Source organism: Paenibacillus nicotianae, assembly GCF_042681745.1.
Lineage (GTDB): Bacteria > Bacillota > Bacilli > Paenibacillales > Paenibacillaceae > Saccharibacillus > Saccharibacillus nicotianae.
The window spans coordinates 541,642-558,302 of sequence record NZ_JBHUGF010000011.1 but is presented as its reverse complement, the minus strand read 5'-3'; the positions used below and the strand labels follow the sequence as shown (position 1 = coordinate 558,302).

The following is a 16,661-nucleotide window of genomic DNA, read 5'->3' as shown; positions in this document are numbered from 1 at the left end:
TCATCGCTACATACCACGACGTTGATAATCGAATTTTAATTTACGTTGTAATTCTCGATATACTCTATCTACTAAACGATTAAATTCATTAGGCTGAATTCCGCCACGACCAGAATAGCGGAATTGATGCTCTAGATCAGTACGAATATCTTGCATTTCCGCTGCTGTAACTGTCCCAGATGGCGAAATCGTTGAAACTGAGGTCGATTGACGCCAATTTATAGATGTTGGTGTTCTATCTTCAATATAATCTTCTGTAGCAGCTAGCAATGGTGATTGTGTAGGTAAAATAGTCGGTAATCGTTTAGTGATCATTTGCAATACTTTTCCTGTTTCTTGCTCTGTCTCTTCATCAATAATAGTAGGATGGGCACGTTGTCGAGTTGGAAGTGGATGCAATATTGACTGTCGATAGTTAGAACCTATGCTGATCGGTGACAGCGGCAATTCAGATAAGCCTAAAGATTGACTTGAATCAGCTGAAGCGGATGTATTCCACCGAAATAGAGAAGCATTTGATATGTCATTAACTCCTGTATTAGATGATTGTATGAATGTCATAGGATTCCAGTTGTATGGATTATGATTTGAATAAAAAGGGATCTTGGCTGTGATTATGTGAGATAGATATTGTTGAGCAAATCGGTCAGCTTCAATATTTATATACTGATTAATGGTGTTGTACATATGATCTTGCCAGACAGGCATATCTCCGTTGCTTCCACGACCCCACTGTTCTGGGTTGCTCAAATAACGACGAATCATCCATGGATGATATAGATGTTGATGAATCGTCTGATCACTTGGTCTATCTCTGAGCCAGGGAATAGAAACTAGAGAATTCCACGCTTCGTTACGACTTTCTAATAAGGAGAACACAGTTTGTGGATCAAATATCCATTTTCCATCTTTACGAATAAAAGGACTATTTATCGATAGGTGAGCTGGACTGGTTCGGCTCATCTCATGCCAGACAGTTGATAATACCGTCTGACTCCACTGGCGTGCATTCTGATGAAGAGATCGTTCAGATGCTTTGATGTATAATTTGCGGATATTCTGTTCAATGACTGCCCGACGTTCAGAGGGATTAAATAAACGGACAATATGATATAGCCAATCTTCAGAATCTCGAATAGGTTCTGTTCTACGTTGTGGCCATATTGATGGTATTCCTATAGGTGATATCCACTCTACTGGTGGCAAAATCGTCAACAAATTAATCGTATGATTCTTTCCTAATACCTGATCTATATCCTTTAGTTCAGTCACATTAAATATTCGTGCAAGCCTCTCCATCTCTTCAGAACGTCGTTGCCATTGATTGCGTATGGGTGAAGGAACAGGTAATGCAAGTCTTAGTAGAGGTAAACGCTTTGATAACAAAGCAGGTATAGATAGTATCATTTTACGAGAAATACGATTAGAACTTGTCTGCCTTGAAAAAGAACGCAGTATAGCAAATTGTTGTTGTTCTACATTTTGAAATTCTCGATACTCATGAAGTATTTGATGATCGTCAATTACAATATTATAAGGATATTCTTCATTATCAGTATTCTGCACTATAGTTGAAGGATCATTCCACCATTCATGTATGCCTAGACTTTGTAGAATTCGTTCTGGAGTCACCACGATAGCAGATGACGGTTGTTGTCGATCATAAATTTGACGAATAAGTGGATGCTGTTGATAGGTTACAGAATGTATCGGTACAGTCATCCATTCACTATTAGTGAGCATACGATAATTTGGAAATGGTAGATCTGAAACAGGCTGTCGTACTCCCGGTATTGCTAATGTTCGTAAAAAATAGTGCTGTCGAATCATTAATGGACGTACAACCGTCATCTGTGTAATATTAGTCCATTGTACATTCATCGAATGATGATGTATTTCTTCGCTTTGAATCGCATCTGCTTGCTTACGATAGATCAATCGAGAGATAGGAAAACCTGATAGCGATAGAGCTTGATATTTACTTATCAGACGGTCGGCAAAATGCTGATGCTGACGCATATGACCGATACGATCTGATAATAACTTCATCACTCATCGCTCCCTTTATCATCTGTCCACTCACTCGATCCGTACTTATAATTTGGCACGACTTCGCTGATCTAACGATAATCCTTGATGCACAATTTCAATAGATTCAAATGCAATATCATTTTGCTTGGCGTTTAATTGAGGACCCATCCATTTCACTGGATAAGCATCTTTGAAATGCCAGATCATAAAGTCATTATAATTATCATTACTCATGATAATAGAACCATTGAGCTTGACGATACTCCCTGTTTTGAAACCGTCATACCAATTCCAAAGACTCTGCGAAAAAACGATTCCTCGTTTAAATACAAGTGGCGGGTACTCTCTACGTGTCGGCAGATAATGTACATAGCCATTTTCGCCACCTTCAATATACGTTTCATACTTGGTCTCAGCTTGCAAACCACTAATTTCTGAAAAACCAGCGACTTGTAATTGATCGATTTGAACCATAAATCGAAAAGCAGCTAAAGGATCTTTACGAACAGGAGCTGCATTACCTGGCATAGATTTCCCCGGCATTAAGCATTATCCTTTCCCAAATACATCAAATAGATTTTCTTTTTTTTCTGATCCTTCATCATTCAGATTGCGATTAATTCGGGAAATTTCTTCGCACCATCGCTGACGTTCACGATGCTCCATACTCATTAATGCTTCATGCGACCAATGAAAATAATAAGCGATAAATCCCATTTCTTCATATAATTTGTCTACAGGATAACTCAAACTCAGACCTGACTCTGAGACAAAAAATCCATTTTCATCTCATATTCATGTCCACATTTTGGACAAGCAACCTGTACAGATGGTTCATCCATTTCATTAATACTACGATAAAAATTTTGCAAATAGGCCAGGTCTGCTGTAAACATGCCTTCAATAGTATGAGTATCTATCATACTTAGTTCACCAAGTTTTGTAATAACACGCGCCAGTAAAATAATCGTAAGGTAACTAGGATTCTGTTGTACACGTGGATCACGCATAGGCAAAATTTCATCACTCGCTGTAGCTAAACGCATCACTCCACGTCGATGTAAATTTCCCTCCATGTCTACATAACCACGCGGTAATTCAAAGCTATGCTCTGTCGTCAACACCATAATGTAATAACCTCCAGATTTATTTTCACTTGTATTTTTGTTAAACAATAACAGGCGGGTATTTCCTTCCGCCTGTGACAGCAATACCGCTTCAGTTTTAACTTTTATTTAGAACGCTTCATACCCTCATGGGCTAATTCAATCGTTTCGATTGCTACTTCTTTCCCGGAACCGTTAAAGTTAGGTGCAGTGTATTTGGTGGGCCATGCTTGAATAATCTGCCATGCTGCTTTATCTTGTCCTGTCTCATCAATTGCTGTAATAGTTACATCTTGACGAGTAATCGTTCCATTAGAACAATCTTCTAACCATTTGTATAAGTCGGTTGAATCTGTCACACCCCATTTGAGTGTGATATTACCGTATTTTGTTAACCCAGGTAATTTGCGCGGTGTTGTCACCTCATTACCTTCTCGGTATTCGACAACTTCTACTGTCGAATCATACCCAGATACTTCGGTAAATCCAGCTTGAGTAATACTTCCCACTTCCATTTTGAATCTAAAATTACGATATGGATCTTTGCGATCTCCCATAGGTTCTACCCCTTCTCTAATGAAAATAGAATATAACGCAGGTCAACTAGACATTCATTTGTTGTATATACTCATTTTTATTCGGTAGCTGTTTTCTGTGTTACACGGAAAATGACAAACTCCGCTGGCTTCACAGCAGCAATACCAATAATACAAATCAAACGACCATTGTCGATATCATCTTGAGTCATCGTACTTCGTCCAATCTGTACATAAAAGGCTTCCGCTGGAGTTGCTCCCATCAATGCCCCATCTCTCCATACTGTTGTCAGGAAAGAATCAATTGTTCGTTGTACTCGAGACCAGAGGGGTTCATCGTTTGGTTCAAAAACGACCCAGTTTGTGTTACGACGAATGGACTCTTCTACAAAAATAAATAAACGGCGTACGTTAATATATTTCCATAATCCGTTAGAAGAACATGTTCGTGCACCCCATACACGGATACCTTGCCCTGTAAATTGACGGATTAAATTTACACCTTTAGGATTCAAAATATCCTGTTCTCCCATGTTGTACTGGCAGTATAGTCCAGTCACGCCACGTACCACTTCATTAGCTGGTGCTTTGTGCACACCACGAGTATTATCTGAGCGAGCATAGATGCCTGCCATTGATCCTGAAGGTGGAATCGCTACACTACGCTTTTCAAAAGCATCATAGACAAGTAGCCATGGAGAATACAATGCTGCATAAGAACTATCAAAATAGTTGCGGTGCTCTAGTACGTCAGGAACTTTAGTGGTTTCTTTGGGCGCATCCAGAATTGCAAAACGATTAGTAGCATTCTCACAATGAGCAACTAAGGCTAACTGTACATTTGGATCAGTGACTCCTGGAACTGCCATAATACTCACTTCATCATTATCAATAAAAGATTGAATTCCTGTACGTTTGCCTGGTCCTAGATCTTTGCCCATAAAATCACCAGCGCCTAGATCATCTGAACTTCCATCACTACCACCGCTAAGTGCTAGATTTGCTGATCCTTTATCTTCAGTCTCACCACTAACAACTTCAAAAGGAGATACTACCTTAGCTGCTTTATCTGCTTCTGGTTCAATCCACTGCACACTAATCAGTGAAGAACGTGACGCTACAATTCCAATAAAATTTGGCGCTGTTGCATTAAGAGAAGCATTTTCAAATCGTTCTGCTTCTAGTCCATAACGTACTTCAACATCGAACTCGCGTGTTGATAACACTTTAGTAGGTACAAGTTCAGGATCTACAACATCCCCTGTTAAAGGCTCTTCTAATTCAATCAAGTTATCCAATGCTGACCGAACTCGATTGTACGTAATATTTTCTCCTTCAACAAAAGATACAACATCTCCGGCACGAAATCCTGATGTACTTTTAACTAAATACTTACCTTCTCCTAAATCTTCTGTAATCTGAGTTTTAGCTTTGCTTGCAGGGATAAATGTAATGACGATACGATTACCCCATTGCCCAGGATTACGTGCATGAATGACTAGACCTGTGGCTTTTTCCAAATCCTCAGCTTTGATATTAGCAGCTGTTTTGGCTGTTTCAGGAGCTACTCTCATGACATAACATCTAGAACCACCATTACCAAAAAAATGTTCTACCGCATAAGCAAGATAACGGTACTGACCAAATGCATTTTCCGATAGATAACCACCATAACTACGCTGAAAATCAGCAATCCCTGTAATCAGTACAGGTAATCCTTCTACAGCTCCACGCTCAGCAACTCCTAGAAATCCTGCTGTGCTTGTGCTTACTCCTGCCATTGGAACTGGACCACTATCGAATTCCTCTACATATACTCCCGGAGACAAATATTCAGGCATGTGCGCCTTCTCCCTTCTCATTATCAAATTTAATTTCTAGTAATCTTGTCTTATCAGCATGAGTCAGAGATTGTCAGTTGTAGGGATATTACTTCAGATTCTTGAATAGTAAGCATTTTTGATATATATGGCTTTTGATCGGAATAACCAGCAACCAGTTCAAATTGTCCTTTACTCGAAGGGAGACTGCGAATAACGAGTACAGCTTCGCCACGATGATCTGTAGTGGCACGTACAATCGGTAACAATAAAGCTCCTGCTGTATAGCTATGAGATAACGGTGATATCAGTTGCCATACTTGATCGTTAAGCTGAGGAAAGGATTTAATTTCAATCGGTTCATTGTGTTCTATATCTTCGTGTATTGAACACAAGAGATAGGATTCTCCTGCTAATGAACGTACGCCAGTTGTTGCTACTTCAAGGGTTTGATCTTCTACATTTGTTTTTTTTCTCAATCGTGCACGACTATTTTCAGGCGAACGGCTGTATAGTGTTAAAGGTACGTCAGTTATAGGAGCACCAACTACATCTACACAACGACAATAGATTCTAGTTATTTTTGTGGCAAATAAATAGGCAGGAGATGGCTGTAATAGCAATTGAAATACTGGTGGATCTTTCTGCTGGGGATTCCATTCCCATTGTCTTATCACTATTCCATAATCCAGTGAATGAACAATTAATCGGTAGATACCAGCAGGCAAATTACTATAAACATAGTAGCCTTCATTCTTATAAATAGGTGTAGTTCCTGTGGGTTCTAACATAAAAGTCAGACGTTGATGATCTACTGCACGGCCAGTAATCATATCAGTCACATAGATAACAGCTGATAATTGATGCCGTATCGAAATCGATTGCTGGATCATGAATATCCCTCCCGCGTTTGTGTACGAATATCGCTTTCCAATATGCGGGTGACTTTTTTAGTGCGTTTGGATTCTAGTAATACGGGACTTACACTATAACCGAGTGATAATTTATAAGGTTTTTGTGGGAAAAAGTTAAATAATTTTTCACTCGGGATATCTTCAAAAATGATTCGTAATTCTTCATTATGATCACGTAATGTTCCGACTAGATCATTTCCGCTTAATATTGCATGATCATGCATGGTTTGAAGAATATGACCCATTAGTCGATTATTATCCCAAGCTCTTACTCCAGCATCAGCAGCAGAATGAACTGTAATGAGATAAGATAACTCTAGTGATAACGGTGGGTATTGCAAAAGATCATTCCCTTGTGAGATCATATCGTAGATTTGATATTCTTTACTTTGACGTATCTCATAAAGATAAACACTGACCACTAATTCGTTATCTTCTATTGGAGAAGATAGTCCAATACTTGCTGATTCTATAATAGGATCAGGTGTAAGTTGCTCTCGCAATAATTTAACAATCGATAATCCGGTATCTGCAATTACTTGGCTGTTACCGATAGGCTTCTCCTCCTTTCCCATAATCATTAGATTCCAATATCATGATTGCCAGAGGTCACTATACAATCCAAGAGAAGCCGCTGAAGGAGTCATGCCACTTTTATTTAGCTCTTGCTGTAAAGCTACAAAAATCATTTTCATTGATATAGGAGCCTGTTCTGATGCAGCAAGAAAAGCGGCAGACAGTAATACATTTTTGATTTGTCCACCTGAGATTTCAAACGTATCTCCTAGAAAATTGAAATCTATTCCCTGTTCTCTTGGCACTTGATCCGGTAATAAAGTACGCCAAATCTGCTTACGACTTTCTTTGTTAGGGAAAGGAAATCGAATAACAAAACTGATTCTACGCATAAAGGCTTCATCTAAATTCTGCTTATAGTTAGTAGCTAGAACTGTTATCCCCTCATATTCCTCCATCTTTTGTAATAAAAAAGAAGTTTCCATATTAGCAAATTTGTCATGCGAATCGCTTACTTCAGAACGTTTACCGAATAGGGCATCTGCTTCATCGAAAAACAAAATGCTGCTGCTATACTTAGCTTCATCAAATACTTCTTGTAAATGCTTTTCAGTCTCTCCGATGTACTTACTCACTACTTGTGAAAGATTTATCTGATACATTTGCATCTGCAATTCATTGGCAATTACACGCGCTGACATGGTTTTGCCTGTACCGGGCGGGCCGGTAAATAATAGACTTAATCCTTTACCATAAGCTAGCTTTTGACCAAATCCCCATTCTTCGTACACTTTACTTCGATACTTGATCTGATTACAGGCATAACGCATACTTTGTTTCTGTGCCGCAGGCAAAATCAAATCATCCCATGTTGATGTCATCGATAACCGAGTCGCCTGAGTATTCAATCGAGTCTGGATCTGCCTGTAACAACTATGATTGAGATTTTCTTGTGTTAATTGAGTAGCTATTTCACTATCTACATCTTCTGAAGTGTATAAAGTCGCCAGATGACTTAATGCTTTTACGATCTGTCCTGGTGTCATCTGAAAAGTAGAAGCGACTTGCTGCCAATCTAATCTATGATCAACAAATTTCGGTTCACCATAATGTTTCCAGAGTACTAAAGACTCCTGAATCGTAGGTAGCGGAAGGTGAATTTCCTGTTCCAATGACCACAAAGTGCTGGTTAGATAGAGATCTTGCATCGTATGCGCTGTTAGAAATAAAATTCCTCGATATCGCTTTAATTCCTGAATTAAAGCTTGAATTTCTCTAGGAGGACGTTGAATCCAACGATCCCATCCAGTACATACAAGAACTGCATTTCGTATCAAAGCCTGACGGACGGCTTGCTTTGCCCATTGCTGAATGTTTTCACTAGATAAAGATTCCGTTTGTTCTAACTCAGCAACCAATAGAGGTCGGTTGTAATACTGACAGAGATGTCTAAGCTGATGTTTTTTACCACTTCCAGCATGACCGTGAAGAAGAATAACTGTCTGATCGGATTGATGTTGCCAAATAACTTTCAATTTTTGCTGAATAGAATGCTGAATAACGAGTGGCGATAATTCATCATTGGATTGATATATCGTCAATCCTTTAGTTAGTGATAATTGAGGTTGGACATTGTCCTCTAACAAAAATTGAAGCACTTCAGGCTCAACAATCCATGCTTTGGATAAGGAGGACTTGGGCTCAGATTCTAAAAAAGGACAGATCAACCAATCGGTTAAAGGGTGATACATACCAAAAGACTGGCGAATACGCTGAGCTTGTTCAGGCTGATCCGCAATCAGTTTTAATATGAGCTGTAGTGTTGGTGATTTACAAGTGATATCGTCTTGCAAATAAGCATATAACTTCTCATATTTGCGATCGATTTCAATAGCAAGTACAATCAAAAAACACAAATAACTTTGATATTCTAAACTCATTTGCTGACGAATCTGATCCAAAGGTGTATGTATCTCATGTTGTCTACTTAAGACTAAACGTTTAGCGATGTACTGCTCCCATACGGTTAACATATGTAGCAGTTCTTCTATAGTCTCCGATTGCTCAGGCGCATTAGAAACTGCTAGCAAAGACCATACTTCTTCTTCACTAATAAATAGTCCCTTATATTGTTCAATCTCAGCAGATACTTGAGGAGGATAACGAATCAAGGCAATCCGTATCAGTAGATCGATTCTGCGAATTTCATGTTCAATATGCTCCCATCCAGAAGCAAACGGCATCACCTGATGATCTTTGATCCATTGATCCACTTCATGTGGTGGCGAAGACACATTCAATATGCTAACCTTCCTTTCCAGGGATAGGTGATAAGGAACTTTTAAAAAAGCTATGTTGTTGTAAAAATAAATACAGTAAATGAATAGAAAAATGATAGAAGTGGAGAGTCTGTATAAGCGATACTTTTAAAATTCATACATCGATCTATTTTGGGTAATAGCGATACATATACATTATGAATTTGACTAGATCATTTTTGAGATATATGGGGTGGGTGGATATAATTACTAATAATGTTAATCTATATCTTTGCATTTTTCAATATAAAAAAACCTCCTCTATATGATCTATAGAGAAGGTTTAATAAAATACAAAATTATATTATTCTAAATACTCTGACGGCAAATACACAATCTCTGATGCGGCTTCAATCACCAGTTGATTTTGGTCTGCTTGATACTGCACACCATGTTCTTTGACATAATACCAGTGCTTGATCTGTGGAGCATCTTCTGGCAATTCAAAGCGGAATAGATTGAGTTCATGTTGCAAAGTAATAATATCTTGTACAATCTCTTCAGGTGCACCGACAAAAGTCATTCGAAATCCGCCTGCTGGCAAATTGATAAACTCGTAGGTGAACGAGTGTTTATTGTTATTTAATAATTCTCGACCTGTTACTGCATGCTTGACCATAACGGTTTCTTTCATCAGCTATGTTCCTCCTAAGGCAAGTCGATCAGCAGGAAAAAGACCGGTTCTTCTGCTGTCATCTGCAAATGAGTTTCTTGTTCAATACGTACCGCATCATGCTTGGATAACAGATGCTCTTGATTCATTGTCAGACTGCCTTGAATAACAAATACATACGTACGACGGTCTGGATGCTGAACAAATTTGATTTCTTGTCCTTTTTCCAGACGACTGAGATAGATGGTCATGTCTTGATGAATCGTCGCTTGATTCTCGCCACCCTGACGGCTAACAATCGGCAATAATTGACCGTTTAAAGAAGCTGGATTATACGATGAACTCATATAAGAAGGCTTGAGTCCACGCGCTTCTGGCTCAAACCATAACTGCAATAAATTGCAATGAGTCTCATCAGAAGCATTATGCTCTGTATGCACAACCCCTGTACCTGCAGACATCCGTTGCACACCGCCAAAAGAACTAACTGCTACATTTCCCAGATTGTCTTCGTGACGTAATTGTCCTTCCAGTATAATAGAGACAATTTCCATATCACTATGCGGATGAGCACCGAATCCACGTGAAGGAGCAATCACATCATCGTTAAATACACGAAGAGGGCCAAAGCTCACATTATTCGGATCTTGATATTCACTAAATGAAAAGCTATGACTGCCTTGTAGCCAACCTCGATCAAAGCTAAAACGCTCTGCTGATGGATATACTGTAAACATATTTATTCCTCCCTGGGTAGTCTATCTGCTGTACATTAATAATGTATTTACTGAATTATTGTAACAAACTTACGAATATAATGTAAAATATAAAATAATAAAAACCGCTGTCTCAATATATATGGGACAACGGTTGATTTATTGAAACTTTTTTCTGCTAATCGTTATACTTTTTATACTTTAAAACGAGATACCAATTGTTGTAACTGCTCTGCAAGACGAGTCAAATCGGTAGCGGCACTGGATACTTCTTGCATCGAAGCCAGTTGTTCTTCGGCTGCTGCTGAAATTGTCTCGGTATTGCTTGCCGCTTGTTCGGAAATGCTAGCGATATCTTCTATCGCTTCCACCACTGCATCTGCATCACTATTCAAATGATCTGTAGTTCCTGTGACATCGTTCATTTTGCGAGAAACAGCTTTGATCGCGCGGTTGATTCTAGAGAATGAACGTCCTGAGGTATCTACAGCTAGAATACCTCCGTTTACATTTTCTTTCGCCTGATCCATTACTTCTAGCGATTGAGCTACAATGCCCTGCATACCTGTAATAAGGCTACCAATACGCTCTGCAGATTCACCTGATTCCGACGCAAGCTTACGCACTTCATCAGCAACGACCGCAAATCCTTTACCATGCTCTCCTGCTCTTGCCGCTTCAATTGAAGCATTTAAGGCTAGCAAATTAGTCTGCTTGGCTATATTACGGATCAAATCAACAATACCACCAATTTCACTAGATTGCGTATTTAGACTTGCAATAATTTCGCTTAATCGATCTACTGTTAATTGAATCTCAAAAATCTGTTGAGTCACATTAATAACCGACTCATTTCCTTTGGCAGAAGCTGTGGCTGCATCGCTCATGCTTTGGCTTACTTCAGTTACGTGACCGGAAATCTCAGCAACACGTTCTGACATACGATGTATCGCATCCGCACCTACTTTAACTCCATCCACCTGACGCTCACTACCTGTAGATACTTCTTGAATCGCCATAGTCACATGTTCAACAGAACGACTGGTTTCTTCTGCTCCGGCTGCTAGTTCTTCTGAAGCCGAAGATACATTGTCTGTGGTGTCTCTTACTTTCTCGATCATCTCACGTAGACTGCTCACCATTATTGTAAAGTCACGCGCTAGATCACCGATCTCATTATTTTTGCGCTGATCGATCTGGATCGTTAGATCGCCATCGCTGATTTGTTGAGTCGTTTTGCGTAGACCAAGTAAAGGCTTCATAATCATATTGATACAGAATGCTACAATGACCGCTGCGATTACAATAGCGATAATAATAATCAACAACGCTTGATTACGAATCGGTTGCACTGCTGCATCGATTTCGCTTGTATACATAGTACCTGCGATTTTCCAACCTGTTTCTTTGTTAGTAAGAAAAACCATCTTTTTCGGTTCGCCTTTAAAATTATAATCAATAGTACCATTATCTTGGGCATACATCGTAGCCAAGTATTCCCCTTCTGCTTGCTCCCCTGTCACACCATTACGAGTCACAATATATTTCTTTTCTGTATCTAAAATAACCACATAGCCTTCACTACCTACATTAATATCAGCTAATTTAGAAATACTTTCTAGATTTAATGAAATACCTAATACTCCTGAATTATCAGGTAAGGTATGCGCCAGAATAACAACAGGAAGTTTGCTGGAGTTGATAACAACAGGTGTCATAATCGTTTGACCTGGAGAAGCTTCAGCTAATTTGTACCAATCCCGTTCACGCGGATCGTATCCATTCTCATCTTCTTTAGGTACGCCGCGAATCATTGTTCCATCCGGTGTACCGACAAATGTATCAATAGCTTCAGGATGTTCCCCCAGATACTGTGCTAATTTAGGCACAATTTCTGGGCTTAATCGACCATCAATCATCGAACTATTAAATACACTTGATAAATATTCAGCATCATGCATTTTAGTTGCGATTGCATTACTGATAAATAAATTAGCGGTTTGTACACTTTGTGTTGCACTAGCAATCAAATGATTTTGTACTTCTTCTTTTGCTTTATTATACATACTTGCACCAATAACTAAGCTTGGGCCTAGCAAAATCAAAGCAAATGCTACAATAAGTTGATTGCGAATCGACCATCGAAAAGAAGATGGTTTATTGGGTTTTTTGCTTAGTTTGGGCAATTTCATTCTTTTTTTCATAAACCCCACTCTTTCTATAAATGAATATAGATGATTTGATGTCTGTTGCTTTTCATCTACAATTTGTTACTACTGTATATATCGCCTAAACGCTGTTATTTTTGTAGGTTCAAAACAAAAAACCGACAATATCTTAAAGATATTTTGTCGGTTTTTGTTTGTTTTATATTTTTATGCAAATATTTTGATAGCTTTTATGCAAATATTTTTTGTATTATTTAGTTTTCAGCTAATCTGCTATTGTATTTATTTTTGAAAAGCAGACTATCCACAGATAATAGAGCACTACCAGCCAATGCTAATTGAAGAGAAGTGAATAATAGCAAGTAATCAAACTCTGTCCCCATCATAAAAGGTTGACCTGCTTTGGCAGTTAGTAATACTCCAACCATAATTACGGTTAAAGCTACCCCGGCAATTCGAGTAAGCAAACCTAGAATTAACAATAAGCCTCCTAAAATTTCAATAATAGCTACGACTGGAGCCAAAAATCCAGGTAACCCTATACTTTGGAAAAATCCTGTTGTACCACCAATCCCACCTTGAAATTTAGAAAACCCGTGTAATAAAAAGATAACACCTGTTAATACGCGAACAATAAACAATCCTAATTCAACATTACGTTTAAGCAACATCATTATTCCTCCTTTTATTCATTTCATGTAATATACACTACATAGCATAGTGTACTGTTATAAAAATAGCCGCTTATACATAAATTATATAAGTGACCATAATAACAAAACGCTTAGTGCTGTTAACACAAATAACGAAAGTAGCACAGGCCATACTGGCAACCGCAGAGATTTCTCTTGATCCGGTTCAATAATGCGATGAATACGATAATTGAGTGACGTTTCGGCAAAAGAAGAATAGATCATTCGAAAAGGTTGAGGGGAACGAGCATGCTGACGATGAATCAGTTTCAACAAGGCACCGCCCAAGCCAACAGGAGTTCCTAGACGATGAACAGCATGACTGTCTGCTAGAATTTCGCGCGATATTTTGTAATGCAAAGTGATATTTTTCAAAATCGGTAAAAACCACAACGCCAGCGCAAACTGCCCTAACAAAAATGTAGTTAACGGATCACGTTGCTGATAATGGAACATCTCATGATACACTACCGCTTCTTGCTCTTGCTTATCTAACATACGAAGCAGTCCATCTGATAAAATAATCCGGCGACGAAAAATGCCCATCGTTAATGCAACAGGTTGTGCACAATGAATAATAATCAATAACTCTTTGTTGTCGCTATAAAGAGCATTATATTGCGCGGATTGCTTCACATCTTGTAGGGAGCGAAAGTAGCGATAAGCTCGGTGAGAACCTGCCCACTGATCTAATCCATAACCGATATACAATACAAATGTGCAAAGAACAAGCGCCCTTAACAAATGGGCTACTGAAAACCAACCTTGTGCTTCCATCCAACGGTTACAGATGCGTAGCAGATCAAATGGAATATTCCAACCGAATATTGTATGCAGCGCATAAATAAACATCAGCCCTATAGTAAATAAAGAAAGACCGAAACCGATACGAAATAGTGTTCCTGAACGACGTTGCCAGTGATTTACGTTTCTTTTTTCCATTGTTTGATTTTATCCTCCAAGGCGCGAATAAGTTGAGGATCTACTTCCTCCAGCACATCTACCATATGATTTACGGCGAGTGACCCGAATTCTTCCATCAATTCATGCGTCAATTCCCTGGACTGATTGTTCAAAAATTGTTCCCGACTTTCTGTAGGTGTGTAATGAAAACTACGACTTTCACCTGTTTTCGTTAACGCTCCTTTTTCCACCAATCGATTCATTACTGTCATAATCGTGTTGAAACTAAGTGATTTGGTTGTTTGGAGCGAAGAAAGGACTTCTTTGATCGTCATCGGATGATCCATATCCCACAGAATATTCATCACTTGAGCTTCTAGCGGACCGAAAAAGCGATCCATCCCTGTAGCGCCTACTTTAAAGTTTTGTATTTTCATATGCTTATGCCACCTCACACTACATATAGTAGTGTATAGTCAAAGCACTCGTCAAATTTTCACTTTGAAGTAGAAGCGATTCTTTTTTCGATGTTTACAATATATAAGGATACATTATACAAATAATACCAGAATAATATCATTTTGCGAAGCTATTTTTTTGAAAAAAGAGAGACTTGTTGTATCGCTATACATCAGCTTATTGTCCAAATATCGCTTAGTGTCACAGTCATGTTATAATTTAGATTGAATACTAAGCTGAATGTGTATAAATCACTATAGTTTGTTAGCAACCCATTTTATAAGAAACAGGAGGAATCATGAATGAAAAAAGTATATCATTTAGTACTATGTGGCATATTGCTTATCACTGTTATGAGTGCGTGCAGTAACGCAGCCGCACCTGCTAACCCTTCCACTGAAACCAATCAAGAAACGAATACGACGACAGATAACACGAATGAAGCAACACCATCAACCCCTGCAACAACAGATACCGAATCATCGGAACCATCGGCAGAGTCTTCTTCTACTACAGACTCTTCTACAGGAACGACCGCACCAGCAACTGAAAATAGCGATTCTACGACAACCAATACAGGTTCGATTGATGAGAAAGGGCCGATTGCTGCGGATAGCGTAGAAAAGCGCCCAACATATCTACCAACCGATTTCCCGATTCCAGATGATGCGGTAATCTCTACCTCTCATCAAGAAGAAAATGATGGTAAAAAATCTGTCTTACTCATATTCACAACCAAAGGTAGCATGGAGACATTATCGCAAACGTACAAACAATATTTCGATGCCAAATCTTTAACTAATGCAGGTTCAACGATTGATGAAAATAATCTTATTATTCAAGGAACTGATCCCAAAACCAAGCAAGTTTGGTCTTTAATCGGCAGTCCTCAAGCCGGCAAAGATGTTGTCCAATTGACACTGACCTGGTCTGAAAAGTAATACGTTCACTAATTTTAATTAATTATCTTAGACGCTGTTGCTGTACTTAATTATTTAATCAACATACCAAAAAGCCTGAATACATCATCTATTCAGGCTTTTTTATATGCTCTTATTCATGGATATCTATTCATTCCTATCGGTCTCTTTTCAGTTAACTACTTATCTTTATTGAGTTTTTATCACTTTCACAGTCACTTCTACTGTATCTTTAGTCAGAGGAGCGCCTGTTAATAACCATTGTTGCGTTGTCGCAGGGTCTGTGCCTTTGACACTCAATTGTTGTTCATTTAATGTCTGAATCGCTTGATCCATATTGATAATGCGGAAATACTCATTGTACGTTTTGGCGAGGGTTTCCATACTGCTTTTCGTGTGGAAACCAAGCAAGATGCTATTCTGTCCATCTATATACGTTTGTTGGGAAGTGTCGATAACAGCATCATCGGGAATAGGAAAATCGGCAGGTAGCATGTCTATAGTTGGTCGCTTGGTTAAAATATCAGGAGTAACAACAGTATAAGATCCGTTTTCAGTGGCCGCAAATGCAGGTGTAACGAACGAACTGGACGTTCCGACTACAAAGATGAACAACACACCTATCATGCCAACGCTCCATGACTTTCTCATGACTCACATCTCCTTCAACCTTTTGGAATAGTAAGCACCTAACCTATCTGTTGAACTTCCTGTACGCTATTCATATAAACAGACCACTTCTACCTGTATCCCCCCTTTTTTAGAGTATACAAAAGAGCGCACAACTAGAAAGTGTGTAGCGCTCCTTTGCGTCATAACAGCGGTCAATAGTGACCTTATTGTACTAAGCTATCTTTATCTGAGATCGATGAAGGTCTCTACCAACAGCTTATATATAAAAGCGTTCTGCTTTACTACATCTAACAATACCCCTTTAATATAAAGCGGA

At 38.8% G+C, this 16,661-nt stretch carries 17 protein-coding genes; 1 reads left to right on the top strand and 16 read right to left on the bottom strand.

All coding sequences use genetic code 11. The features are described from left to right. Positions 1-6 precede the first annotated feature (6 nt). The 15 genes from ACFSGI_RS21265 to ACFSGI_RS21195 all read right to left on the bottom strand — a co-directional run bounded on the left by ACFSGI_RS21265 (position 7) and on the right by ACFSGI_RS21195 (position 14,770). On the bottom strand, positions 7-2,049 hold the full coding sequence (locus ACFSGI_RS21265; RefSeq protein ID WP_204826199.1) for a hypothetical protein: 2,043 nt from the start codon (positions 2,047-2,049) through the stop codon (positions 7-9). Positions 2,050-2,094: 45 nt separating this feature from the next. Next, on the bottom strand, positions 2,095-2,574 hold the full coding sequence (locus ACFSGI_RS21260) for a phage tail protein (protein WP_379284324.1): 480 nt from the start codon (positions 2,572-2,574) through the stop codon (positions 2,095-2,097). A 6-nt stretch (positions 2,575-2,580) separates the two neighbouring features. Next, positions 2,581-2,781: a DUF6760 family protein gene (locus ACFSGI_RS21255; RefSeq protein WP_204826341.1), complete on the bottom strand. Its 201-nt coding sequence runs from the start codon at positions 2,779-2,781 to the stop codon at positions 2,581-2,583. A 2-nt stretch (positions 2,782-2,783) separates the two neighbouring features. Continuing rightward, the gene (locus ACFSGI_RS21250) at positions 2,784-3,158 is read right to left on the bottom strand and encodes a phage tail assembly protein (RefSeq protein ID WP_204826198.1); all 375 of its coding nucleotides are present in this window, start codon (positions 3,156-3,158) and stop codon (positions 2,784-2,786) included. Between the two features lie 104 nt (positions 3,159-3,262). Further along, complete coding sequence (locus tag ACFSGI_RS21245; protein WP_204826197.1) at positions 3,263-3,694, bottom strand: phage tail protein; 432 nt, start codon at positions 3,692-3,694, stop codon at positions 3,263-3,265. Positions 3,695-3,771: 77 nt separating this feature from the next. Then, positions 3,772-5,514: a phage tail sheath family protein gene (locus ACFSGI_RS21240; protein WP_204826196.1), complete on the bottom strand. Its 1,743-nt coding sequence runs from the start codon at positions 5,512-5,514 to the stop codon at positions 3,772-3,774. Positions 5,515-5,567: 53 nt separating this feature from the next. Continuing rightward, positions 5,568-6,386, bottom strand: coding sequence for a hypothetical protein (locus ACFSGI_RS21235; protein WP_204826195.1), 819 nt, complete (start codon positions 6,384-6,386; stop codon positions 5,568-5,570). After that, entirely contained in the window at positions 6,383-6,982 is a 600-nt protein-coding gene (locus tag ACFSGI_RS21230; protein ID WP_204826194.1) for a Pvc16 family protein, read from the bottom strand. Before ACFSGI_RS21230 ends, ACFSGI_RS21235 begins: the two co-directional genes overlap by 4 nt. Positions 6,983-7,000: 18 nt before the next feature. Continuing rightward, complete coding sequence (locus ACFSGI_RS21225) at positions 7,001-9,217, bottom strand: AAA family ATPase (protein ID WP_379284319.1); 2,217 nt, start codon at positions 9,215-9,217, stop codon at positions 7,001-7,003. 328 nt (positions 9,218-9,545) lie between these two features. Beyond that, positions 9,546-9,875 (bottom strand): hypothetical protein, encoded by a 330-nt coding sequence (locus tag ACFSGI_RS21220; protein WP_204826192.1) that lies wholly within the window; start codon positions 9,873-9,875, stop codon positions 9,546-9,548. A gap of 14 nt (positions 9,876-9,889) precedes the next feature. Further along, a complete protein-coding gene (locus ACFSGI_RS21215) occupies positions 9,890-10,591 on the bottom strand; it encodes a pirin family protein (protein WP_204826191.1) in 702 nt (233 codons plus the stop codon). 173 nt (positions 10,592-10,764) lie between these two features. Then, positions 10,765-12,762 (bottom strand): methyl-accepting chemotaxis protein, encoded by a 1,998-nt coding sequence (locus ACFSGI_RS21210; RefSeq protein ID WP_379284316.1) that lies wholly within the window; start codon positions 12,760-12,762, stop codon positions 10,765-10,767. Between the two features lie 230 nt (positions 12,763-12,992). Beyond that, positions 12,993-13,409: a DoxX family protein gene (locus ACFSGI_RS21205; protein ID WP_379284314.1), complete on the bottom strand. Its 417-nt coding sequence runs from the start codon at positions 13,407-13,409 to the stop codon at positions 12,993-12,995. A gap of 84 nt (positions 13,410-13,493) precedes the next feature. Next, a complete protein-coding gene (locus ACFSGI_RS21200) occupies positions 13,494-14,372 on the bottom strand; it encodes a M56 family metallopeptidase (RefSeq protein WP_204826188.1) in 879 nt (292 codons plus the stop codon). Next, complete coding sequence (locus ACFSGI_RS21195; RefSeq protein WP_204826187.1) at positions 14,354-14,770, bottom strand: BlaI/MecI/CopY family transcriptional regulator; 417 nt, start codon at positions 14,768-14,770, stop codon at positions 14,354-14,356. The genes ACFSGI_RS21200 and ACFSGI_RS21195 overlap by 19 nt, the downstream gene beginning before the upstream one ends. A gap of 324 nt (positions 14,771-15,094) precedes the next feature. Here ACFSGI_RS21195 and ACFSGI_RS21190 point away from each other — a divergent pair, with 324 nt between their 5' ends. Next, a complete protein-coding gene (locus tag ACFSGI_RS21190) occupies positions 15,095-15,733 on the top strand; it encodes a hypothetical protein (RefSeq protein ID WP_204826186.1) in 639 nt (212 codons plus the stop codon). Between the two features lie 168 nt (positions 15,734-15,901). Here ACFSGI_RS21190 and ACFSGI_RS21185 read toward each other — a convergent pair whose 3' ends face one another. Then, positions 15,902-16,363, bottom strand: coding sequence for a hypothetical protein (locus tag ACFSGI_RS21185; protein ID WP_204826185.1), 462 nt, complete (start codon positions 16,361-16,363; stop codon positions 15,902-15,904). Positions 16,364-16,661: the final 298 nt, after the last annotated feature.